Source organism: Arcanobacterium wilhelmae (assembly GCF_029632765.1).
GTDB classification, from domain to species: Bacteria; Actinomycetota; Actinomycetes; order Actinomycetales; family Actinomycetaceae; genus Arcanobacterium; species Arcanobacterium wilhelmae.
In genome coordinates, this window is sequence record NZ_CP121247.1 from 131,651 (window position 1) to 153,828 (window position 22,178).

A 22,178-nucleotide genomic window follows, 5' to 3' on the forward strand; every position below is an offset into this window, starting at 1 on the left:
TCACACTATTAAAGGAGGATGAAATGGCTCGTCTTTTGGCCATTCGCACCCGCGTTGCTCTGGCTTTCGTAGCAGTGATCTCGCTGCTCGCCTTGGGCTTCGCCGCCCCGATTGCGCACGCAGCTCCGGGCGACATCGACACCACGAAGACCGGTTCGATCACGATTCACAAGTACGCGAACCCTGATAACGGGCAGACCGGAAACGGCACACTGCTCGATCCGGCCCCGAACACTGCGCCGGTCCCCGGCGTCGTCTTCTCGTACGCCAAGGTAGACGTGGACCTGACCACGAACGCAGGCTGGACCACGGCGTCGGGCCTGAAAGTGGACGCCGCAGGGAAGGTGACCCTCGCGGACGGCTCCGCCGCAACTGTTGGCGCCGCAACGAACCTTGCGCCGACGGCGGCCGACGGCACGGCAAGTGTGTCGAACCTGTCGCTCGGTGTTTACCTCGTGCAGGAAGTCTCCGCCCCGGATACGGTCACCCAGAAGGCTGCGCCGTTCCTCGTGACCATTCCGTTCCCCAACGACGCCGCCTCGTGGCTCTACGACGTGCACGTCTACCCGAAGAACACTGTGGTGACGAAGGACAACCAGCCGGTGAAGGTCATCACCGACCCGAACGCCACCCACTTCCCGGGCGATCCGATCACGTGGACGATCACCCAGAAGGTTCCGGCCCTGGGCACCACCGAGACCCTGTCGAAGTTCGTGCTGACCGATCAGCTGCCCGCCGGCGTCGACCCGATCACCGCGGCGAACGTCAAGGTTTCCGTGGCACGCGCAGGCGTTGACCAGCCGACCCTCGCCGTCGCCCCGATGGTATCGGGCACCAACCTCGTCACCGTCGACTTCGCCTCGCAGCTCACGAATCTGAAGTCGGGCGACGTCGTGACCGTGACCATCTCCGCCGTGATTTCCAAGACGATCGCGGCCGGCGACCTCGCCAACCAGTCGAACACTGCGATCAACGACAAGACCTTCGCGTCGACCTCTGATCCCACCACCGATCCGACCGACCCGACCACAGGAACCCCGACCGTTGTGACCTTCGCGCCGCTCACCATCAACAAGGTGAACAAGGCCGGCCAGCCGCTTACCGACGCACAGTTCGCCGTGTGGCCTGCTCAGGCTGACGGCACGTGCGCCGCGAAGCCGGCAAATGCGCAGGTTCTCACCACTGCGACCGACGCCGGTACCGCCGTGCTCCAGATGGTGATCGGCGCATACTGTGTGCAGGAAATCAAGGCGCCCGTCGGCTACGAAATCGCTGCCGACTACGCCAACCCGGTGAAGGTCGACGTCGTGAAGGACACTGGCCTAACCCTGGCGATCACCAACCTCAAGTCCGCCGAGACTGGCACCGGCGATCTGCTCAATCTCCCGCTTACGGGTGCTGCTGGCCTCGTCATCATGACCCTGCTCGGCGCCGCGTTACTCGCAGGCGCGGTCGGCCTGGGCGTTGTGGCGGTTCGCCGCCGCTGAAGGCAAATGAAGCCAGCTGGCGAGCCTCAGCTCGCCAGCACCTGAGCGTCGCGCGGAGGTGAGGCTGCGCGGCGGAAACGGGTGGGGTGTGGTGCTTCCCCAGAGCACCACACCCCACCCGCCCCCACAATCAGGGGGCATTCCCTCACGAGCGATAAGGAACACGAGTGCAAGAAGCAGCAACTCACAATGCCAGCCCAGCACCGACGTCGGTCGGTGGTGCGAGCCGACATCGCGCCGGCGTCGGAAAACACCGCACCAGCGAGCCGGTTGAGCGAAGGAAAAAGCGTATCAATGTGCTCGCTCTGATCGCCGCGCTACTCACGGTCGCTGGCACAACCGTGCTCCTGTATCCGTCTGCGGCCCAGTGGTTCGACCAGTTGCGCCAATCGCGGATCGTTTCCGCCTACGAAAAAATCGCCTCGCACGCGGAACCTAAAGAGGCGATCCAAATCCAGCGTGCCCGCGAATACAACGCCTTACTTGCCGGGGAACAGCTCGTGGATATCGCGGGTCACGTGCCAACGATTCGTGAAAAAGCCCGCACGCCCGAGCAACACGGGATCGCACCCTACGAACAGCAACTGCGCGCCGACTACTCCGGCCTGATGGGGCGCGTGATCGTTCCAGCTGCGGATATTGACCTCCCGATCTATCACGGATCCACCGACGCCACTCTGCTCAAAGGCGCCGGGCACCTGCAGGGCACTGCGCTACCCGTGGGCGGGCCAGGGACGCGCGCCGTTGTGACCGCGCATCGCGGGCTCGCCAACTCGGCGATGTTCACGTACCTCGACCGGGCGAACAAGGGTGACGAATTCATTTTCCAGATTTTCGGCGAAACCCTCGCCTATCGCATTATCGACATCGAAGTCGTGGCTCCCGATGACACCAAATCCATCAAAGCGGTGCCTGGCAAGGACCTTGCCACTCTGATTACGTGTACACCGCTGGGAATCAACACCCACCGCATTGTGGTGACCGGCGAGCACATCTATCCCACCCCGCCGGACGCCAAGACACTGGGTAAAGCTGCGTCCTCGCTTCCTCATTTCCCCTGGTGGGCCGTGATCTGGAGCGTTGTGTTTGTGCTCGCCTGCGCCTTCGTGTGGTTCTCGCGCATCCCCGTCGCCAGCAAAAGGCGCGACGACGAGGGCTCTAGCAACCAGGCTGTTGCCGTCACGGACTAGGGCGCCCGCTGGCGTGCAGAACTCAATCAGTTACGTGAGGCGTTGCGTATATAGCAATGCCTGGCTGGATTGATTGAGTTGTGCACGGAAAAGGTGCGCACCTTCGGTGAAGTGCGCCCCTCCTTCCTGAACCGACAGCCTTTGGTCGACCGTTCGCCGTTTTGTCAGCCGTCAGTCTTTTCGGTGACCGTCAGTCTTTTCGGTGACCGTTAGCCTCTTCAGTGACGGTTAGCCTTTCGTCCGCCGTTGCCTTTTTCGTGAACTATCAACGCGAGCCGCGGCCGAACTTACTTCTTGTACAGGCTCTTCGTCTGGTACACCGGATCGGACGTGACGTTGATGCCGAGCTTGCGGAACACCTCAGTATCCACGCTGCCCAGGATCGTCGTGGTGTGAACGTCTGTGCCGGCGAGCTCGTGCAACGCGCCGAGCGCCGCTCGCGCATTCGGATCCGACTCGGCAGAAACCGCCAGCGCGATCAGCACCTCATCCATATGCAGACGCGGGTTCGCCGAGCCCAGGTGATCCGTCTTGAGGCTCTGGATCGGGCGGATCGCCTCCGGCGAAAGCAGAAGCAGATCGTCATCCAGCCCCGCGATATGCTTGAGCGCGTTGAGCAGCATCGCCGACGAGTTACCCAGCAGCGCCGAGGTTTTGCCCGTGAGGATTGTGCCGTCTGCCAGCTCGATCGCCGACGCCGGTGCTCCAGTTTCCTCCGCGACGCGGCGGGCCGGGTTCACCACCGGACGATCTTCCGGCTTCACGCCGAGCTTCGACATTGTGATCGCGATGCGCTCCGACTGCACAGGCTCGAGCATCTTCTGCTCTTCGGTGACCAGCGCCTTGAAGTAGCGGCGGATCACTTCCTGGGTGGAGGCGTAACGGCAGGCGTCGTCGTCGGAAATGCAGTAGCCCACCATGTTCACGCCCATATCGGTGGGGCTCTTGTACGGCGAGGAACCCATGAGCTTCTCGAGCAGCATCTGCAAAACCGGGAACACTTCGACGTCGCGGTTGTAGTTCACGGCCTGCTTTCCGTAGGCAGCAAGATGGAACGGGTCAATCATGTTCACGTCGTCCAGATCGGCGGTGGCCGCCTCGTATGCGAGGTTCACCGGATGATCGAGCGGCAGGTTCCAGATCGGGAAGGTCTCAAACTTCGCATACCCGGAAGTGATGCCCTTCTTGTAATCGTGGAAAAGCTGTGAAAGGCAGGTGGCCATCTTGCCCGAGCCCGGGCCGGGCGCTGTGACGATAATCAGATCGCGCGTCGTTTCTACATACTCGTTGTTGCCGTAGCCCTCGTCGGAGACAATCAGCTCGACGTTCGTGGGGTAGCCGGCGATCGGGTAGTGACGCGCAACCTTCATGCCCAGCGCCTCCAGCTTGCGCTGGAAATCGGCGGCGGCCGTGTTCTCGGGCGTTACTTGGGTCATCACGATATTTTCCACGAGGAAGCCGCGGCCACGGAACACATCCACCAGGCGCAGCACGTCCTGTTCGTAGGAGATGCCCAGATCCGCACGGACCTTCTTACGCTCGAGGTGGTGTGCATTCACGGCGATTACGATCTCCATGTCGTCGCGCAGGCGATCAAACATCGCGATCTTGTTATCTGGCGTGAAGCCCGGAAGAACGCGCGAGGCATGCAGATCGTCGAACAATTTCCCGCCGAGCTCAAGGTAAAGTTTGCCGCCGAATTGCGCGCGCCGGGCCGCAATATGTTCGGACTGCATTTGGACATATTTGGCGGAATCGAAACCGATTGTCATGAGGCTCCCTCGAATATTCGCGGTGGGTACTTACCGAGTTTACGGCAGATTTTCCGGCTCGCCGGGAGGGTCTCTCGATACGGACGTTCCGTCGCGCACGTTCGCCGTGGGCGGGGAGCGCGGCGACGACGCCGGTGCGCCGGTAGAGTGAGCAAGGAGACGATGTGCCGGTGGGCTTTCATTCATGCAGAAGGAGGCGGGCCGGTGCGAAACTCGCGCATCGGCGTCGGGAATGCGGCGGTCGGGCGCGGAAAAAGAGGAGGACAACATGTCGTTTTTGAGGACAGCCCTGGTGTTCGGCGCCGGCTACGTGCTGGGCACGCGAGCCGGGCATGAGCGTTACGAGCAGATTAAGGCCGGCGCGCAGAAGGTCTGGGAATCCAAGCCGGTGCGTAAGGGCCGTGGCGCTGCGAAGGAACAGGCCGAGGCAGCCTACGCTGCTGCGAAGGAGCAGGCGAAGGATTCGTTTGCGACCGCGCAGGATAAGGCAAAGGAGGCGTTCGCTGCGGCGTCGGATGTGGCTGCAGAGAAGGCGCATGAGGCGCGCGAAGCGGTGAAGGCCAAGATGGGTGAGAAGGAAAACGGCGAGGAGATCAAGGTCGAGGCAGTGCCGTATGACGCGTGAGCGGTGAGCTCGCCGGTATTTGAGCGAAACGGGGGTTTGGGTTGCCAGGCAACCCAAACCCCCGTTTTGGCAGGTCAGAGGCGTGTTTCTGAGAGGGGCAATGTGCCCAAGCGGCGCTTCCAGGCTGACATGAGGAGGAGTCCGTCGCGGCCGCGCACCACCGGCACGCCAGCGTTCTCGATGTCGGATTCGCGGCGGTTCGTTTCCGCTGGATCAGTGCTACCGTGTGCGAGTACCTGCTCCACCGGCCCGAGCTCGCGCAGCGCGATCGCTCGCACGCGCGACGGGTGCTCGCGCGCCACCTCGTCGTAGATCAGCGGGTCGTGCTGGCCGTCGTCGCCGATGAGTACCCATTCGATCTGCGGAAACATGATCATGAGGTTACGCAGCTGGGTCTTCTTGTGTTCCTGGCCGGAACGGAATAGGCCCGTTGGTGTTGGCCCCCAGTCCGTCATCAACATCGGGCCAACCGGGAAGCCGCTCTTCTTCATGAACGCACGCAATGTGTCGTACGTATTCCACGCGCCCGTGGAGAGGTAAAACACTGGCGTTTCCTCGCTGCCTTCGCGCAGTGCACGGTAGAACTGCGCCATGTGCGGCACTGGCTGGCGCGAGTTCGTGTGCTTGACGAACGAGTTCCAGGAGGCGAGCGCCGCGCGCGGAAGCCAGGTGACGAGGATCGTGTCGTCAATATCGGAGACGATCCCGCGGCGGACCTCGGGGGAGAGGATTGTGACCTGTGCCGTTGCGGGTTCGCCGGCAGCCGGCGTCAGCACGACGTCGTGAATGCCGGGTTCCAAGCTATGATTCTCGATCACTAAGTCCACGTAGCCTTGACGGTCCGTGCGTGTGGTGTACGTGCGGCCGCCGATTTCCACCTCGACGCGCACGAATCCTACCTGCGTGGTGAAGAATTGGTTCCAGCCGCGCTGGGCTTCGAGGGCTGCAGCGTCTGCCTTCGCTACTGCGTCCCAAAACGCTGCGCGGGCCGCTGTTTGGTTTTCTGCAGTGAGGCCGATTTTTGCGAGCACATCCGAGGGCAAGCGCTGTTCGGGCGGCGGGGCCATCACCGCGCGCGCGAGTACACGCAGTTGGTGCGTGTTGCCGTAACCCATGTACGGCGTGATGCGCGGCAGCCAGCCCTGTTCGCGCCGGCGCACGATGTTTCGCCGGTTCACGTAGCCTTCAATATTGCGGACGAGATCGGAAAGTGCCATGTGGACAGTCTAACTGGTGTGCGGGCGGCTAACGCGAAGCAGAAAATCTACTCGAAAATTTTCTAGTAGATTTTCCAGTAGAAATGAAATGGCGAGATTTCGCGGAAAAGTTGCCGTCTATGAGAAAATAAAAATTTTCTAGTAGCTTTCTAGTAGGTGGTGGACGCGCTGGCCGCAACGGGTCGTCTGTCCGCGTGAGCCTTCCATCACGGACCACCGTGGCGCTGTAGTGGTTGTCGGATTCCGATTTTGGCATGCGACGGCGCCCGGGGCACAGGTTCGCCGGATACCGCTCAGTGAAGTGTCAACAGCCAAAAGGCTCGAGGGTCGGTTGGTGATTTGCCGTCCCATGAAATAATCCCAGCCGATTCGAGGGCCTGCAACGTGGTACGGGTTGTGGGACGGCTCAAACCTGCTGCACTCGCGATTTCAGTAGTGCCGCCACGACCGCCCAAAGATCGAAGGGCTCGGATAACCGAATCTGCATGCTTCGGCAGAGGCGCATCGCCTTCTGAGGTAACGCGTGCCAGGAAAGGAAGGGTGAGAATCACGTGCATTCGTTGTTGCTCAAAAACGGGATCGGTGAGGCCCGCTGAGCGCATCTCGTCCACCATGCGCTTGATCCCTTCGCCGAGCTCCTGTGAATAGCCAAGATCCGTGCATGTCCTCGCAATGATCGGGTTGGATGCGAATCGGCTGATTTTCAGAGGGTTCGGGAATTGCTCTGAGTGATGCCGGAACATGCCTGGGTTTGTTATCTGGAGACGGTCGTCGAAAATCTCTACTCGAATCGAATCACCCATGAAGCTGTAAGAACGATGGATTGCGGCGTTGACCACGCCCTCCGTCCATGCGGCTTGGGGAGCAAGCGGCACCTGTGTGAATGTGTGGCCAATAAGCGCTTTGCGCGTCGGGATCTGTTCGGTGATCCACTCAAGAGCTTGGTCGATTGCCTTCGGGATGGGCAAACTTGTGCGCCGGTCGAACGTAATGTTCTGGCGCTCTCCTGTGAGACGCTCTTTTCCGTTGTAGCGAACCACCCGGATTTCACTTCCGGGGATAACGCGGACTGGATCGAGTGAAAAGAGGAGAGCTGCAGCGTTCGTGAGCTGGCCCGAGGTAGTGAGCATGTAGCGCGATTTGAGGAGATGTTCGAATCCTCGCGATGCGGCGAGGGCCTCAGAAAAACGTGTCAGGAGTTCAACGTCGAGGTCTGCCAATGTGAGGTCGCATGGTTCTGCCTCGAAGAACGGGCGGCCACGGGAGTACTCAAGTTCTCGCACTTCTGCAGGCCCTTGCGTGATATTTGAATCTCCCATTCGCATATAGACACGGCCGTCGGAGGTGCGTGCCACGCGTTCGCTCGGTGCCACGTCGAATACGAGGATGTGGCCGATAGTTCCGTTTTCGGTGAGTACCTCAAGATCGCTCACCGAACCAGGGAAGGGCATCTCGAGATAATCGCCGGTGAGGGTGCGGCGTAACTTGTTTTCGAGCTCCGGGAATTGCTCGGTTGGTTCAACTTTTCCGCCCGACATTCCGACGACGATTTTGCCGCCCTCGGCGTTTGCAAGCGCTACGAGAGTCTCTGCCAGTTTCTTTGGTGCAATCTTGATCGACTTGCGATCAAACCACTGATCCTCCTTCTTTGTGAGGAGCATCTGAGTCCGTTCAGTGATTGCGAGTTCGAGGACAGCCTCAATCGTTCGTGGAGCCATATGCCTAGCATAATTTTCTACTAGAAAATTTTCTAGTAGATTTTCCAGTAGAAATGAAGTGGCGAAATTCTGCTGAAAAGTGCCTGTCTACTAGAAAATAAAAATTTTCTAGTAGCTTTCTAGTAGCTATTCCGTGGCGGCGAAAACCGTGGACGTGTACTGGTATAAGTCCCCGCGGTGGGTGTGCAGCCCCCATTCGACGATCTGGCCGGCCGAATCGTAGGCGGTGCGCTCGATGGTGAGCACGGGCTGGCGGGTGGAAATGGCGAGCAGCCGAGCCTCGCGCCGGTCCGGACGCATCGCCGAGACAGTCTGATGTGTGGACGCCACAGTGATCCCGCGCTCGGCGAGAAGCTCGTACAGGCCGCGTTCTTCCAGCTCCTCGCGCGACGGCGCGATCGCCACCGGTAGCCAGTTGTAGAGGATGGCCATCGGGGTGCCGTTGCGCAAGCGGAGCCGTTCGAGTTCCACAACTTGAGCCCCGACGTCGACGCCGAGTTTCTCGGCGATCGCTGTGGTTGCGAGCTTGTAGTTGTAGGTGACGACTTCGGTGGTGGGCTGTTCGCCGGCTGCGCGCAGGTCGGTATTGAGGGAGGGCATCTGCGCGAGGCGATGAGCGGCTCGCGGTGCGACGACGGAGCCGGTGCCGCGTTTGCGCAGGAGGAGGCCGTGGTCGACGAGGGTTTGCATAGCTCGGCGGGCAGTTGGGCGCGAGACCCCGACGCGGCGCGCGAGGTCGATCTCGTTTTCGATCAGCGTGCCGGGTTCGAGCTCGCCGCCGACGATCGCTTCTTCGATCGGCAGGGAGATCTGCCGGTGGAGCGGGATGCCGGAGGTGCGGTCGAGCGTGATTTTCGGGATGTACATACAAATAAGGATACGGGGTGGTGGGTGCTGTCGCCGATGCTGTGGCTGTCTGCCAACGCTAGGAGGGGTTTGGTCGATTCTGGTAGATGGGCGAATGGGAGGTAAAAAGAATGGGCTGAGAGTTGTGAAACCCATATGTCATAACATAGGCTTTTGTTGATTGAGTAAAAGTGCTGATAATCCGCCATTGCGGAAATTGGCAGTAGCGTATGTGGAAATGAGAGCGCATGAATGAGCTGTTAGAAGCGCGCGGAATCGTGAAACGATATCCAGGCGTGGTGGCGCTCTCGGGGGCATCGCTGGTGCTACGCGGCGGCGAGATCCACGGAATCGTGGGAGAGAACGGCGCAGGAAAATCCACGTTGATGAAGATTTTCGGTGGAGTGATCCAGCCTGATGAGGGCGAGCTGCTGGCGAGCGGCCGCGAGGTACGCTTTGGCTCCCCGAAGGATTCAGAGCGCGCCGGCATTGCCCTCATCGCGCAGGAGCTGGCCCTGGCCGGCGATCTCACGGTGGCGCAAAACATTTTCCTCGGACGTGAAAAGCGCAAGGGCCTTGCAGTGGACGATGCTGCGATGGAAAAAGAAGCACGCGAGATTTTGGGGCGGCTGGGGGCGGCCATCGCCCCCAGCCGCCCGGTTTCATCCCTGTCCGTTGCCAATGCACAGCTCGTTGAAATCGCGAAAGCCCTCAGCATCGGCGCGCGCGTGCTCATCATGGATGAGCCGACCGCCGCCCTGACCTCCACCGAGGTGTCCGCACTGTTCCGCGTGATGCGCGAACTCGCTGCCGACGGTGTGGCCGTTGTGTTCATCTCCCACCGCCTCGAAGAAGTGCGCGAGATCTGTGATCGGGTCACCGTTTTCCGTGACGGTGCAGTGACGGCACACTTTGAACAATTCACGCCCGACGATCTCATCTCGGCGATGGTTGGCCGCGCGATCGATCTTTCTGCCCGCCCATCCGCCACGCCCAGTAAAGAGATTGGCCTGCGCGTCGAATCCCTCGCAACCGGGGAAAAGGGCGGCGAGCGCCACGGTGAGAGAACAGCGCTCGGTAGACAAGAGCGAGGTGAGCAGGGCTCGCGAAATCTCAACGCCCGTGCCCCTTCCAAGGCTTCGACTCGCGGTTCGTTCCGTTCCCTCCTGCATCTGCATCCGCGCCCCTCGACGATTGCAACCGGCCGTGCAATCGGGCCGATCTCGCTTGAGGTCCGCCGCGGCGAAATCTTTGGCCTCGCCGGCCTCCAAGGCGCCGGCCGCACCGAAACCCTCCGAGCAATCGCCGGAGCCGACCCATCGACATCGGGCCACGTGTATGTGGCCGGCAAAGAAATCGACAACCGCACCCCGGCCGCCGCCGTCGCCGCGGGAATCGGCTACCTGTCCGAAGACCGCAAACGCTTCGGCCTCCTCCTCGACCAAACGATCAGCGAAAACATCGCCCTCGCCTCGCTGTCGAAATGGCGGCGCGGGGCGCGCCTCGACGACGCAGCTGCCGCCCGCGCCGCTGCCACCGCCATGGACCGCCTCGCGATCAAAGCACCCGGCCCCCAAACCCGCGTCCAAACACTCTCCGGCGGCAACCAGCAAAAAGTACTCCTCGCCCGCTGGCTCGCCCGCGGCCTCGACGTGCTCCTCGTGGATGAACCGACCCGCGGAATCGACGTCGGCGCAAAAGAAGAAATCTACGCACTCCTCGAAGAACTCGCGGCCGCCGGCCTCACGATTATCGTCGCAAGCTCCGAAATCCCCGAACTTCTGCGCCTCGCGCACCGCATCGGCGTGATGTGCGAAGGCCGCCTCGCCGGCACCCTCACTAACACCGAGGCCACCGAAGAAAACATTATGGCCCTCGCCACGGCGTTCGCCGGCGCCAGCAGCGAGGCGCCGGCTGCCGGCCCCATGCACGACGCCGGGCCTGCAACGTCCAGCGAGCCCGCCGTCGCGAACCAGCCCGCCGACGTCGCCAGCAACCCAACCAGCCCCAAGGAGGCACAGTGAACATCGTGCAGCGGACCTACCGCAAGCACCCCGCCCAATTCCTCGTGGTGGTGGCCGAGCTTGTGCTATTCGGGGTGTTTGCCCTGGCCAGCCCCTATTTTATTGATCTCGACAACGTCTCGGCCCTCCTGCTCGACGCCTCCGTGTACGTCCTGCTCGGCCTCGGCCTGACATTCGTGATCTCCACCGGTGGCATCGACCTCACGCCCGGCTTCGGCCTGGCATTCACCGGCGTGATGACGGCACTCGTGATGAGTAGCGTGGGCGGGCCGGCCTGGCTCGCGATCGGCGCGGGCATCATGGCGGGAATCGCGGCCGGCGCGGTTCTCGGCGCCGCGAACGGCTACCTCGTAAGCTATGTGGGCATGCAGCCGATGATCGCTACCCTTGCGATGATGCTGGTGGCGTGGGGCGCGGCCCTCACAATCACCGGCACCTCGTCGATCCCGCTCGGCGATTTCGACGCCTTCGTGGCGATCGGCAACGGCAAAACCTTCGGGATTACGAACGCCGTGTTCCTGTTCGTCGCGGCCGCGGCCGTGGCGCACTTCCTCCTCAAGCACACGATCATCGGCCGTTACGCCCTCGCGATCGGATCGAACGAGGAAGCCACGCGCCTTGCCGGCGTGAACGTGAAGCAGTGGAAATGGCGGATTTACGTGCTCGGCGGCGTGTTTACGGGCCTGGCTGGCGTGCTCATGGCCTCCCGCCTCGCCTCCGGCAAGCCGGATGTTGGCCAGTCCTACGAAATGTACGCCATCGCGGCGGCCGTGCTCGGCGGCGCCTCGCTCACCGGCGGCCGCGCCTCCGTGTTCGGCACGGTGGTCGGCGCGATCCTCATCGCCACGCTTCGCAACGGTGCCGTTCACCTTGGCGTGTCTGATCAACACCAGAAAATCCTCCTCGGCGTCGTCGTGCTCCTCGCTGTGTGGCTGGACGTGCGCCGTCGAAAGAAGGCCGGCGATGCCTAACTTCATCCCAGCCCCCGACGCCGGTCGCACGGCTAGCGTCGGACGTTCAGATCGCGTTTTCGCAGGCTGTGGCACCGGTGCCCAGCGCCCGCCACATCGCGCAACACGCCTCGCGGCCCTCGCGCTCGCGGGCACGCTCCTCCTCGGCGGCTGTGCCGGCGCGGGCGAACGCGCCTCGCGCGCGAACGGCCGCATGGACATCGCAGTGGTGGCAAAAGGCTACGCCTCGCCGTTCTGGGCCACCACGAAAGCCGGGGCGATGGCTGCCGGCCGCGACCTCGGCGTCGACGTCACCTTCAACGGGCCCGACACCGAATCCGACGTCGTACGCCAAGTGGACCAACTCAACCTCGCCTACGCGATGAAGCCGAACGCGCTGGTCGTGGCGGCGTTGGACGAGTCCGCGTCCGTCGTCGCACTGCGCCAATTTCAAGGCAAAGGGATCCCGGTGGTCGCGTTCGATTCGGGTGTGCCCGGCTCGAACATCCCCGAAACCACCGTCTCCACCGATAACTACGGCTCCGCACGCGAAGCCGCGAAACACATGGTCGAACTTGCCGGCGGAAAAGGAGAACTCGCGGTGCTCGGCACGTCCACCACGTCCGTGACCGGGCGCGAAAGGCGCGACGGCTTCGTCGACTACATCAAAGAAAACGCGCCAGAGATGAAAATCGTGGCCATCGAATACAACGAATCCGACCAGGCGAAAGCCGAAGGGCAGGCCTCCGCGATCCTCCAGGCCCACCCGAACCTCGTAGGAATGTTCGCCACTGACGACGACGGCGCCGTTGCCGCCGGTCAGACGGTTGCCCGCTCCGGCAAGAAGGTCATCGTGGTGGGATACGACTCGGGCAAAGTGCAACAGGACATGATCCGCTCCGGGCAGATCGCCGGAGCCGTCACCCAGAACCCGTACCAGATGGGGTATCGCGCGGTGGTCGAGGCCGTGAAGGCGGCTGGCGGCGAGAAACTCCCGAAGGAGATTGATTCTGGTTTCGCCTGGTACGACGCGAAAAATATGGACGACCCTCAGATCCGAGAGGCCCTGTACGACTAGGGTCTGGTGGGAGTGTAACTTGTGTGTTACATTGTCATTACGTTAAGGGGGAGTGATGTCAAGTACCACGTTTACGATGCGGATGGATGATTCGCAGAAAAAGCTGATTGCTGAGTTCGCGAAGGCTCGCGGAGAATCCATGGCCGAGTTCATTTTGAGCACTGCCCTCGATCGGATTGAGGACGAGATCGATGTGCGCGATTGGCACGAGGCGAAGGCGGAATTTGACGCCGACCCCGTCACGTACTCGATGGACGAGATCAAGGCAGAGTTCGGTGTGAAGTGATGTGGACGCTCGAGTTTTCTCAAAAAGTCCACAAGCAACTTCGGAAAATGGATCCCGCCCAGCGGACTGTGATCATCAAGTGGCTAGAGAAAAACGTTCACGGTACAAGTGATCCGCGCGCCCACGGGAAAGCGTTGGTTGGCGATCTCGCGGGTATATGGCGTTATCGGATCGGCCACTATCGGGTGCTTGTGGAAATCCAGGACGACCGCCTGGTGGTTTTAGCGCTGTCAGTGGACCATCGATCCCGGGTATATCGCCGCTGACGTTGGCTGATCGCGTAACGCGCGGGCGGGGCGAGGCGCGGGCGCGTTACGATTACCGCATGAGTGAAGTAAATGTAGCAATTGACCCATTTTGGGACGTCAACATTGATATTCCGGGCGTGAACGTGGTGCGCTGGGACCTCGAGGGAGAGGCACCAGGCCCGCTGGACATCGTTGTCACCGGCCACTGGGTGCCGGGCGACGGCGCCGAGCGCGCGGCGAAAGCCGGTGCGAAACTCCTCCAGATCGGCTCAATCGGTTTCGACGCTGTGAACCCGGATCTGCCCGAGGGGCTCCAGGTGGCGAACGCGGCAACTGTTCACGAGACCGCCACTGCAGAAATGGTTCTCGCCATGCTGCTCGCCGGCCTGCGAAATATTCCGCAGATGGTTGCCGATAATAAGGAACACAAGTGGAACACCTTCTACTATGAGGGCCTGGCCGATAAGAAGGTCATGCTGATCGGTGTGGGCGGGGTTGGTCGTGAGATCATGAAGCGCCTTGAGCCGTTCGCTGTGGATCTCACGCTGGTGGCCTCGCGTGAGCGCGACGAAGATTTCGGCCACGTCTACTCCCTCGATCAGATCGACGATCTGCTTCCCGAGCAGGACGTGGTGATCATCGTGATCCCGGCAACCGATGCCACGAAGGGCCTGGTGAATAAGGATTTCTTGGCCGCAATGAAGGACGGGGCAACGTTCCTCAACGCGGGCCGCGGCACCCTCGCGGTCACGGAGGATCTGGCTGCGGAAGGAGATCGTCTCCATCTGCTGATCGATGTCGTCGATCCCGAGCCGCTCCCGGCCGACTCCCCTCTGTGGGAGGCCGCCCAGCTCATCACCTCCCACAACGGCGGTAACACGAAGGCGATGCATCCGCGTATGCAGGCGCTGATCGAGCGCCAGGCCAAGCATGCGCTGGCAGGCGAGCCGTTCGAGAACGTGGTGCTTGGCAAGTAAATCTAGTTTTTCGAGGCCCCGGTGTAGAGGTTCAAGTACTCGTACAGATGCTCCTCCACCGGGGTCTCGAGCTTCATGTCGATCGTCACTACGGGAAGCGGAACATCGTTGTCGCCGGGCATCGTAGTTTCCACTGGGTTGTGCGGAGCGACCCTCCCGAGGTAGGTGAATTCTTTGCCTTCGGCGTCGTCCTTCTTCACAAATAAATGTAGCTCAAATTCGCCGGAGAGGACCTCACGGATCTCCTTGGATTGGAGCGTTCTGCGCGATCGCGTGAACCAGTGGAACAATTCCGGCGAGATGAATTCGTCGCCGTAACGCGTGGATGCAGAAATCTCCGAATCCTTGTGATACGTGACAAAAATCGGGCACGTTTTCGAGTACGGATCGGTTTTGTACCCGTTGACCACGCCCTCTTGATTCGAGAAGAACCCCAGCAAACGGCACACGTCCTTGCGTGAATACATCTTCCCCACAACGGGTTTCCCGACGCCGGTTTCCACGTGTTTGGCCAGGTAGAGGCCGGTTTCAATGAGGTCATCAACGTGCGCACGGAACGCATGTGACCCGTGGTAAAGCTCGCGGAACGTTGCGCCCAACTGCGCACCGGCGTCGTCGAGAATTGCCACCGGCTCGTTTCCGTAGGTTTTTTGCTGGACCGACGTGTAGAACTCGAGCGAAAGGACGCGCGGAACCGAACTGCCCGCGATACTGGCGCGGGCGTCGTCCCAGTTCAGGGCGGTGAAACGCGAGACAGCGTCAGTGAGCGTATCGATCGTCACTCGCTCGTCGGCGCGGAGCAACTCGCGCAGTACCAATAGTTCCTGCGGGCGCTTGCCGGGTAGGAGTTCTTTCGAGAGGAACGTGAGGATTGCTTCCTCCTGCGCAGTTGGCCCTACCTCTACGAACTTCATTTTCTTCAGCAACGCCCAGTAGTTGCCTTCTTTCCCCGCCATGAGCACGGGGTTTGACGTGCCGGCGAGGAAATCGAAGAGGCGCGGGAGGCGGCCGAGGCGGTTGAGGAGTGTGCGGATATCGGCTTTGAGCTCGCGCATCGAATCGAGTTTCACGGCGGCGAGCGCGGCAAAAATCTGCTCCTTGGCGATCTCGTCGAAGCTGATCGAGGACAGTGTGGCTACCGATCCGGAGACGTGCGCCGTGCGGAGCTTTTCGCGCAGCGAATCCTTGTTGCGTGAGTTGTCGCCGAACAGCGCGATCGGGATGAGATAGTTGTTCGCGTAGGCACCCACGAAATCGATCACGCGCAGGTGATCTTTGCCGGGGCCTTGCGCAGACCGCGCCCGAGTTGCTGGGTGAACACGATCGCCGACTGCGTGGCCCGCAGCATCACCACCTGGTTGACCTGCGGAATGTCCACACCCTCGTTGAAAATATCGACGGTGAGGATGTAGTCGAGTTCGCCGTTCGCGAGTTGCGCCACCGCAGTCTCGCGCTCCGCCGACGTCGATGCGCCGGGAAGTGCCTTCACGCGTAGCTGGCGGCCGAATACTGTCTGCTGGTTGAGAAGTTGCTCGAGTTCGAGGGCTTCGTCAACTCGTGAGCAGAACATCAAGCCCTTCACATTTTCCGTGCGCCCGTACTCCTCGAGAGTATTCACGATGTGGTGCACGCGCTCGGCGGACGTCAGGCGCGCCAGCGGGCTTTCTGCCTCAATCATCTCGCCGTCGGCGGTCACATAATCGTGGATCCCGTAGTAGTGGAAGGGTGCGAGCATGTTCGCCTCGAGCGCGGCCTGGAGGCGGATCTCGTAGGGGACGTTGTAGTCGAAGAGCTCGAAAATGTTGAAATCGTCAGAGCGTTCGGGCGTGGCCGTGAGGCCGAGGAGATGGCGTGGACGGAAGTGGTCCACGACGCGCGTATAGGAATCAGCGCCGGCCCTGTGGACCTCGTCGATCACGATGAAATCGAAAGCATCGGGCGAGAAACGCGCGAGGGTATCCGGGCGCGAAAGGCTCTGGATTGTGGCAAATACATATTGTCGGTTGGACGTGTCGTGCCCGCCGCCGAGTTTGCCGAACTGCGACGCCGGGGCCTCGAGGACACGCTGGAACTCTTCGATTGCGCGGTCCACGATTTGTTCGCGGTGAACGACGAAGAGGAAGCGAGCTGGCGCGGCTTGGCGTACGGCCAGTGCTGCGAGGATCGTTTTGCCTGTGCCGGTTGCGGAGATGACGACAGCGCGTTTCTCGCCTGCGTCCCACACTTTCTGGATGTTGTCGAGCGCTTCGGCTTGCATCGCGTTCGGAACGATTTTTCCGCGATGTTCCAGGGCTTCGTCGGTGTTCGCGAGTGTGACGATCCGCGCCACTTGGCGGTTTGCGCGATACTCCTCAATCCACTCGGTGGTGAGTAGGATCGAATGTGTGCGCTGGGCTGCGATTTCCGCCTCGAGATCATGGACGATCTGGCCTCCAGGCGCCGCGGAAAACTTGAGATTCCACTCGCGCGTGGTGACCAGAGCGCGATCCGTGAGGTTCGAGGAGCCGATGATCGCCGTCACGTAACTCGGGTGGCGGAAAATATAGCCTTTCGCGTGGAACGGCTGATCGGGATCGAAGATCCTCACCGTCACATTGGGGAGATTCAGGAGTTCGGCAAACACTGCTGGCTCGTTGAACCCCAAGTATGTGGAGGTGATGACCTCGCCCGTTCCCTCGTATTCGAGAAGTGCTTCTTTGAGCATCGCCACGGCCGCTTCGGTAACGAACGCGACCGACCAGATGAACGAATCGGAGGAGTTCAGCTCGGCAAGTAGGGCGTTCTTGACCGTGCGGTCGTTGGTGTTTGCGATCAGCGTGGGGTTGAAAAGCTCACTCCGCGGAGCGAACGCGCGGTTGAGGAAGCCGAAAACTGCGGACGATCCGATCGAACCTTCCGGCGTTTCGCTGCCCAATAGTGAGCGGACGTAGTCCGCCTGCGCGTTCGTGTTTCCCATTGGTGACCTCCCCAAGGCAGCCTAGCAGCGGGGGCCTTGCAGCGCAGCGCGAGTAGCGATCCGGCGACGCCGGTGTGCAAGCCGCGCCCCGGCGTCGGCGTTACGATCGCCGTCGGGACTAGCTGCTCGCGCGGAAATCTAGCAGCCGAGTAGGCCTTGGCCCCAGCGCTTGAGCCGGCGCTGCACCTGCGAAAACTCCTCGGCGCTCACGCCGTACGGCGCCACCGCCTCGGAAGGAACGTTCCCGACGGCGAGCAAGCGATAGCCGAACATGCGGCGGTCGAAACCGGGGGCGGCGGCCCGAGCGAGCTTCAACAGCTCGAGCCCGGTGTATGCGCCCGATTCGAGGATCGAATCCACATCCAGGTAATCGCGGGCCTCCCCGCGCGAAAACAGCGCTGTTACTTTATTGGCAACAGCGTCAGCCTCGTTGAGGACTGGGCCAACGTTGAGTTGTGTCGGAGGCTCTGAGCGCCAGTCAATTCCGAGATCTACTGTGGCTTGCGTTCCCTGCGGGTCGGTAGCCACCAAGCGACAAAATGTTTGAGACTCGCGGGCTATGTCAGTATGGAATCCCGCGTTTGCGAGCGCTGAGCGCAGAGTTCCAACGGCGTCGCCAAACTGCTCTTTATACTCGACGATAGTGAAAAGATCGATATCTTCCGTCGGGCGATGAATTAAACCGTGTTCGCGAATAGCTCCGGACCCGGCTAGTGCAAAGCCAAACTGGCTCACGGCATCGAGTGAAATTTTGGCGAGTTGTGAAAGGAAATCAGGCGAAAGCACGGCTCAGCTCATTCTCGGGTAGTTGTGGGAAGCGCTCATTCCACAGTTGGTAAACGCGAATAGGAAGATTCAGGCTCGGCCAGAGCTGGATGAGGAGCTCACGGTTCATGAGCGCTTCCTGCTCCTCAGTGGTTCCCTCGTTAATGAGCGCAGTGTATGCGAGCGTTGCTACTCCCAGGTTGTCCAGTGTGAGTTCTTGCGCTTGAGGTGCCCACGTGACGTCCCGTCCGAGGTGAATGGATGCTCCTAACCCAGGGCCGCGTAGCGCATCCAAACTTGTTGGCAATGCGTAAGACTTTGCGTATGAAAATCGCATTCCTTTCACCTCCTCGCCACATATTTTATTGTGGCGAGAGCCGATAACGGAAGGGCTCTTCAACGTGGCACGGCTGCGGGAATCCTCACGCCTGAAGAAGCGCCTCGACGATCGGCACGTCCGCGGGCGCCCAGTCCAGCTCGCGTAGCTCATCGGCGGTAAACCAGCCGGCGTCGGTGTGCTCGGTCAGGCGCGGCTCGGAACCGTCCGGGATTTGCACGCGGTAGCAGGCGAGGCGCACCTCGCCAAAATCGTAAGTGAAAACCGAGGTGGCCACGTATTCGCCTACACACGCCTCCACCAGCAATTCCTCGCGTAGCTCGCGGGTGAGCGCCTCCTGCGGGGTTTCTCCCGGCTCGATTTTGCCGCCAGGGAATTCCCACACGCCTGCAGTGACCCGCCCGGGCCCGCGCTTCGCCGCGAACGTCCGCTCGCCGCGCTCAATCACTGCACCTACTACCGAAATTGTTTTCACGGGAACCAGCCTAGTAGCCGTCACTTAATCGCCCACTCCCAGCCGGAGCCGTCCACGCCCCACGGGTTCCATACGATCCGCTCCGCGCCGGCGGGCGCTTCGAGAAACATGGCTCCGGCGACGCTCTCGCCTGGAACAACGGACGGCGGCATGCGATCGCCTTGCTCCAGGCAGAGTGAGGTGGCCGAATCGCCGCTCTGTGCGAGCACTGTGCCGCCGGAGCCGGTCAGCTGGAAAGAATCCGCGGCGACAACCAGAAAATCGAGCCCCTTCACGTTCGCGGCTTCGTTCGTGAGCTGCGCGCTCAGATCAAGGCGGTACAGCACTGATCCCTTCGCCGGCCGGTACTCGCTCCCATCGAATGCGGTGCACGAATCCTGGATGCTCACCTTCGTGATCTGGGCGCTGGCCACTGCGGGTTTGCCCTCCTCACCGAGTTCAGCGCGTTCGCCGAGTTTCTTCACGACGTCGCCCGCCGCATTAGTGGCGGCAGCGCTCGCGGCAGGTACGGGCGCGGCTTGCGCGCTCGGCGTCGCCGTCACCACGGTGCCAGTTTCCGCCGACGACGCCGGTGCGCTCGTTGAGTTTGATGTGGGTGCGCCCGAGCAAGCCGCGAGTAGTGAAACCGCGGCGCAACACGCCAGTACGTGATTCTTCACGATGGTCACCGGCGGAAGAAATCACCGGAGGGCACGAGTGAACCGCGCTGCTTGACCCACTTCTGGCGCCACTTCGAGGCCTCGTAGAAGTAGGCTTTCCATCCGTCGGCGGTCGGCTTGGCGACGCGCGTGTAGTTGCGGTCGGCGTCGCGCCTCCCGGATGCGCTCTCGTAGCGGTCGAGGAACGGGCCCATCTTCTTGTAGACCGCAGGCGAGTAGGTGTATGCCTCGCCGACGAGCTTGCCGGGGCCTGGGATCGCCCAGGTCCACACATCGCGCCACCCGGTGCCATAGCTACCGGGGATCTTCCACAGCTGCTCGCCAGGGATGCTGGTTGTGATCATGCGCCTGTAGTTGCCGTACCGGCTCATTTCCTTGTGTGCGTAGACGCCTTTGCGCAGGGTGCCGTACACGAGGAACGGGATCTGACCGTCGGGCTGGGCGTCCTTGCGCGGCGCCGGCGCGGGCTTGGTCTTGTTCGGCAGCGGCAACGCGTGGGAGCGCACCGGGGCGGCGTACGAGTTGTTGAACGCCTGGATTTGCCACGTGTAACGGTACAGGTAGCCGTTGCGTCCGGTCACCCAGATCGACGACGACGTCGGTGTTCCCTGAGCGTCGCGGATCCCGCCCATTGCGCTCCAGCCAGAGCCACCGAGCACGATCGGCGAGCCGAAGCCGCCGTCGCGCTTCCCGAGGAACAGGAGGAGCTGGTCGCCGGTGATGGTGATGGCGTCGGAGATGCCGTCTTTGTTGAAGTCGTCCACTCCGTTGGCGCCAAGGAGATGGCGGTAGTTGCCGGACACGGTGTTCCAGTCGGCAACTTTTCCGCCGGAGAGCTCGTAGTAGTTGAGTTTCCCGCCTGAGGTGACCCCGTAGATTGTGGGATGCCCGTTGACGCCCTGACGGACGCCGAAGATGCGGGAGAAAGCGTTGAAACCGATGCCGAGCTTGGTTCGGCTCCCGATTCGGCCGTTACCCATGCCGTGGTAGAGGTACAGGTCGCCGTTGCTCAGCCGAACGACGAGGTCGGTTCGGGCGTCGCCGTCGGCGTCGAAGCCGGCGACGATTGAGTTCGGATCCACACTACTCCAGCCCCAATCGGCGAGTTTGCGCGGGTTGAAGTGGTCGCCTGCGTCGGCGTAGTGCCACATGTCGCCGGCGGAGTCGATGAGTGCGACGTCGGAGCGCGAGTCGGAATCGAAATCTCCGGTTCCGAGCAGGCCGCGCCCGTTGGTGGGCCAGCCGCCGTAGCCGACGGTGGTGCGATCCCAGCTCACTCGGCGCCAGGATTCCGCGGGGCTGAAGTGCATGGGTTGCGATGCTGGAGCGCCGCGGAACGTGTTCGGCTGCGCGGCGATATCCCACGTGTACTTGTACAGGAGGGTGTTTTTGCCGGTGGCCCAGAGGGTCGAGGAGCCGGTGGTTTCATCGGCGAAGAACACCGAGCCGAAGTTCTGCCAGCCGCCGTGGCCGATGATCTGGCCGGCGTCGAAGCCGCCGGAGCTGTTGCCAGGGAAGAGGACGAGGTTTTCGCCGATGACGGCGACGGCGTCAGAAATACCGTCCTTCGTGAAGTCGCCGGCGTTGTTGGCGCGCGCGAGGCCCGCGGGAACGTTTTCGAGGAAGCCGGTGGAGGTAACTTTCGTGCAGGTGATTTGGAAGTATTTGACGGTGCCGGAGGGGTAGACGCCGTAGACGGTGGGTTTTCCGCCCACGCCCTGACGCACGGCGAACACATGCGAGAACGCGTTGAAGCCGCCGGCGAGAGTAGTGCCGTCGTAGCGGGTGCCTAAACCGGTGCCGCGGTAGAGGCGCAAGGTGCCGTTGGCGAGGACGCCCATCATGTCGGTGCGCGAATCACCGTCGACATCAATTCCGGTGAGGATCTTGAACTTGTCCATCCCGTTCCAGCCGCGCTCATTGAGGGTACGGCGGCCGAAGCCGGAGGTTGTGCCCGGATAGTGCCACATGGTGCCGCCAGCGTCGATCCAGCCGACGTCGGGGGTGCCGTTGGAATCGTAATCCCCGGTTCCGTACACGCCGGCCGCGTTCGCAGGCCATCCGGTGCTGCCGTCGGTGTGGCGGCTCCAGTTTGTGGTGTGCCAGGCGGGCGCGGGGTTGGCCGGCGCGGCGGGTGCCTGCGGGCTTGCTGCCTGTTCGGGCGTGCCGGTGGACTGAGCGCGGAGAGCTTCTTGCTTGAGTTGCGCGGCTTGTTCTTGCGGCGTGGTTGCAGGCGCGAGCGTGGAATCTGGTGCGGCCTGGGTGCCCTTCGACGCCGGTGCACCCGGCGCGGCTGTCGCTTCCGATGACGCCGGTTTGGCCGGTTGCGTGGTGGGCTGGGCGATTGCGGGGCTGACGCCGATGGATGCGAGGACGGCGGCGGAGGCAATTGCGGCTGATAGTCGCGTGAAACGGTCAGGCATGAGATTCCTTCAGTGTTGTGCGAATTGTGCTCGTCGTTATTCTAGGTCGGAATTGGGGGGGGGGGGGGGAAAGCGCGTGTGATGAAGAGAACTGTGGGATTGATGTGGCGATGTCGAGGGAGGGGTGGTGGTGAAAGCGGTTGAG

The 22,178-nt window shown here is 61.8% G+C and carries 21 protein-coding genes; 10 read left to right on the forward strand and 11 right to left on the reverse strand.

The features are described from left to right. Window positions 1-23 precede the first annotated feature (23 nt). Together P8A24_RS00630 and P8A24_RS00635 are read left to right on the forward strand one after the other, a co-directional pair. Complete coding sequence (locus P8A24_RS00630) at window positions 24-1,487, forward strand: SpaH/EbpB family LPXTG-anchored major pilin (RefSeq protein ID WP_278058686.1); 1,464 nt, start codon at window positions 24-26, stop codon at window positions 1,485-1,487. Between the two features lie 167 nt (window positions 1,488-1,654). After that, window positions 1,655-2,677, forward strand: coding sequence for a class C sortase (locus P8A24_RS00635; RefSeq protein WP_278058688.1), 1,023 nt, complete (start codon window positions 1,655-1,657; stop codon window positions 2,675-2,677). Window positions 2,678-2,964: 287 nt separating this feature from the next. Here P8A24_RS00635 and P8A24_RS00640 read toward each other — a convergent pair whose 3' ends face one another. Beyond that, the gene (locus tag P8A24_RS00640; RefSeq protein WP_278058690.1) at window positions 2,965-4,449 is read right to left on the reverse strand and encodes a DUF1846 domain-containing protein; all 1,485 of its coding nucleotides are present in this window, start codon (window positions 4,447-4,449) and stop codon (window positions 2,965-2,967) included. Window positions 4,450-4,471: 22 nt separating this feature from the next. Here P8A24_RS00640 and P8A24_RS00645 point away from each other — a divergent pair, with 22 nt between their 5' ends. Together P8A24_RS00645 and P8A24_RS00650 are read left to right on the forward strand one after the other, a co-directional pair. Next, window positions 4,472-4,600 (forward strand): hypothetical protein, encoded by a 129-nt coding sequence (locus tag P8A24_RS00645; protein ID WP_278058692.1) that lies wholly within the window; start codon window positions 4,472-4,474, stop codon window positions 4,598-4,600. Between the two features lie 117 nt (window positions 4,601-4,717). Continuing rightward, window positions 4,718-5,074: a hypothetical protein gene (locus P8A24_RS00650; RefSeq protein ID WP_278058695.1), complete on the forward strand. Its 357-nt coding sequence runs from the start codon at window positions 4,718-4,720 to the stop codon at window positions 5,072-5,074. A 74-nt stretch (window positions 5,075-5,148) separates the two neighbouring features. Here the strand turns inward: P8A24_RS00650 and P8A24_RS00655 are convergent, their stop codons facing one another. From P8A24_RS00655 to P8A24_RS00665, 3 genes are all read right to left on the reverse strand, one after another. Continuing rightward, window positions 5,149-6,291: an App1 family protein gene (locus P8A24_RS00655; protein WP_278058697.1), complete on the reverse strand. Its 1,143-nt coding sequence runs from the start codon at window positions 6,289-6,291 to the stop codon at window positions 5,149-5,151. A gap of 293 nt (window positions 6,292-6,584) precedes the next feature. Continuing rightward, window positions 6,585-8,009 carry an ATP-binding protein gene (locus P8A24_RS00660; protein WP_278058699.1) on the reverse strand — a complete coding sequence of 475 codons (1,425 nt, stop codon included), beginning with the start codon at window positions 8,007-8,009 and terminating at the stop codon, window positions 6,585-6,587. A 126-nt stretch (window positions 8,010-8,135) separates the two neighbouring features. Further along, on the reverse strand, window positions 8,136-8,876 hold the full coding sequence (locus P8A24_RS00665) for a GntR family transcriptional regulator (RefSeq protein WP_278058700.1): 741 nt from the start codon (window positions 8,874-8,876) through the stop codon (window positions 8,136-8,138). A 227-nt stretch (window positions 8,877-9,103) separates the two neighbouring features. On the opposite strand from P8A24_RS00665, the gene P8A24_RS00670 reads away from it, so the two are divergent. The 6 genes from P8A24_RS00670 to P8A24_RS00695 are packed head-to-tail and all read left to right on the forward strand — an operon-like array spanning window position 9,104 to window position 14,418. After that, a complete protein-coding gene (locus P8A24_RS00670) occupies window positions 9,104-10,879 on the forward strand; it encodes a sugar ABC transporter ATP-binding protein (RefSeq protein ID WP_278058702.1) in 1,776 nt (591 codons plus the stop codon). Further along, window positions 10,876-11,850 (forward strand): ABC transporter permease, encoded by a 975-nt coding sequence (locus tag P8A24_RS00675; protein ID WP_278058704.1) that lies wholly within the window; start codon window positions 10,876-10,878, stop codon window positions 11,848-11,850. The genes P8A24_RS00670 and P8A24_RS00675 overlap by 4 nt, the downstream gene beginning before the upstream one ends. Beyond that, window positions 11,843-12,907, forward strand: a complete 1,065-nt coding sequence (locus P8A24_RS00680) for an ABC transporter substrate-binding protein (RefSeq protein ID WP_278058706.1) — start codon at window positions 11,843-11,845, stop codon at window positions 12,905-12,907. Before P8A24_RS00675 ends, P8A24_RS00680 begins: the two co-directional genes overlap by 8 nt. 55 nt (window positions 12,908-12,962) lie before the next feature. Beyond that, window positions 12,963-13,193, forward strand: coding sequence for a type II toxin-antitoxin system RelB family antitoxin (relB, locus tag P8A24_RS00685; RefSeq protein ID WP_278058708.1), 231 nt, complete (start codon window positions 12,963-12,965; stop codon window positions 13,191-13,193). Beyond that, complete coding sequence (locus P8A24_RS00690) at window positions 13,193-13,459, forward strand: type II toxin-antitoxin system RelE family toxin (protein WP_278060251.1); 267 nt, start codon at window positions 13,193-13,195, stop codon at window positions 13,457-13,459. The genes relB and P8A24_RS00690 overlap by 1 nt, the downstream gene beginning before the upstream one ends. Window positions 13,460-13,518: 59 nt before the next feature. Next, complete coding sequence (locus P8A24_RS00695; protein ID WP_278058710.1) at window positions 13,519-14,418, forward strand: NAD(P)-dependent oxidoreductase; 900 nt, start codon at window positions 13,519-13,521, stop codon at window positions 14,416-14,418. A 2-nt stretch (window positions 14,419-14,420) separates the two neighbouring features. Here the strand turns inward: P8A24_RS00695 and P8A24_RS00700 are convergent, their stop codons facing one another. The 7 genes from P8A24_RS00700 to P8A24_RS00730 form a co-directional block, all read right to left on the reverse strand. Then, complete coding sequence (locus P8A24_RS00700) at window positions 14,421-15,680, reverse strand: DUF3427 domain-containing protein (RefSeq protein ID WP_278058712.1); 1,260 nt, start codon at window positions 15,678-15,680, stop codon at window positions 14,421-14,423. Then, window positions 15,677-17,374, reverse strand: coding sequence for a DEAD/DEAH box helicase family protein (locus P8A24_RS00705; RefSeq protein ID WP_278058714.1), 1,698 nt, complete (start codon window positions 17,372-17,374; stop codon window positions 15,677-15,679). The genes P8A24_RS00700 and P8A24_RS00705 overlap by 4 nt, the downstream gene beginning before the upstream one ends. A 138-nt stretch (window positions 17,375-17,512) precedes the next feature. After that, window positions 17,513-18,109 (reverse strand): nucleotidyl transferase AbiEii/AbiGii toxin family protein, encoded by a 597-nt coding sequence (locus tag P8A24_RS00710; protein WP_278058716.1) that lies wholly within the window; start codon window positions 18,107-18,109, stop codon window positions 17,513-17,515. A gap of 37 nt (window positions 18,110-18,146) precedes the next feature. Continuing rightward, window positions 18,147-18,476, reverse strand: a complete 330-nt coding sequence (locus tag P8A24_RS00715; RefSeq protein ID WP_278058718.1) for a transcriptional regulator — start codon at window positions 18,474-18,476, stop codon at window positions 18,147-18,149. 85 nt (window positions 18,477-18,561) lie between these two features. Continuing rightward, a complete protein-coding gene (locus tag P8A24_RS00720; RefSeq protein WP_278058720.1) occupies window positions 18,562-18,951 on the reverse strand; it encodes a (deoxy)nucleoside triphosphate pyrophosphohydrolase in 390 nt (129 codons plus the stop codon). A 20-nt stretch (window positions 18,952-18,971) separates the two neighbouring features. Next, entirely contained in the window at window positions 18,972-19,610 is a 639-nt protein-coding gene (locus P8A24_RS00725) for a hypothetical protein (RefSeq protein WP_278058722.1), read from the reverse strand. A gap of 5 nt (window positions 19,611-19,615) precedes the next feature. Next, window positions 19,616-22,033: a gamma-glutamylcyclotransferase family protein gene (locus P8A24_RS00730; protein ID WP_278058724.1), complete on the reverse strand. Its 2,418-nt coding sequence runs from the start codon at window positions 22,031-22,033 to the stop codon at window positions 19,616-19,618. Window positions 22,034-22,178 lie beyond the last annotated feature (145 nt).

Coding starts and splice junctions, on each gene's coding strand:
- P8A24_RS00630 (WP_278058686.1), top strand. CDS start 24: ATGGCTCGTCTTTTGGCCATTCGCACCCGCGTTGCTCTGGCTTTCGTA.
- P8A24_RS00640 (WP_278058690.1), bottom strand. CDS start 4,449: ATGACAATCGGTTTCGATTCCGCCAAATATGTCCAAATGCAGTCCGAA.
- P8A24_RS00650 (WP_278058695.1), top strand. CDS start 4,718: ATGTCGTTTTTGAGGACAGCCCTGGTGTTCGGCGCCGGCTACGTGCTG.
- P8A24_RS00655 (WP_278058697.1), bottom strand. CDS start 6,291: ATGGCACTTTCCGATCTCGTCCGCAATATTGAAGGCTACGTGAACCGG.
- P8A24_RS00660 (WP_278058699.1), bottom strand. CDS start 8,009: ATGGCTCCACGAACGATTGAGGCTGTCCTCGAACTCGCAATCACTGAA.
- P8A24_RS00665 (WP_278058700.1), bottom strand. CDS start 8,876: ATGTACATCCCGAAAATCACGCTCGACCGCACCTCCGGCATCCCGCTC.
- P8A24_RS00670 (WP_278058702.1), top strand. CDS start 9,104: ATGAATGAGCTGTTAGAAGCGCGCGGAATCGTGAAACGATATCCAGGC.
- P8A24_RS00680 (WP_278058706.1), top strand. CDS start 11,843: ATGCCTAACTTCATCCCAGCCCCCGACGCCGGTCGCACGGCTAGCGTC.
- relB (WP_278058708.1), top strand. CDS start 12,963: ATGTCAAGTACCACGTTTACGATGCGGATGGATGATTCGCAGAAAAAG.
- P8A24_RS00690 (WP_278060251.1), top strand. CDS start 13,193: ATGTGGACGCTCGAGTTTTCTCAAAAAGTCCACAAGCAACTTCGGAAA.
- P8A24_RS00695 (WP_278058710.1), top strand. CDS start 13,519: ATGAGTGAAGTAAATGTAGCAATTGACCCATTTTGGGACGTCAACATT.
- P8A24_RS00705 (WP_278058714.1), bottom strand. CDS start 17,374: ATGGGAAACACGAACGCGCAGGCGGACTACGTCCGCTCACTATTGGGC.
- P8A24_RS00715 (WP_278058718.1), bottom strand. CDS start 18,476: ATGCGATTTTCATACGCAAAGTCTTACGCATTGCCAACAAGTTTGGAT.
- P8A24_RS00730 (WP_278058724.1), bottom strand. CDS start 22,033: ATGCCTGACCGTTTCACGCGACTATCAGCCGCAATTGCCTCCGCCGCC.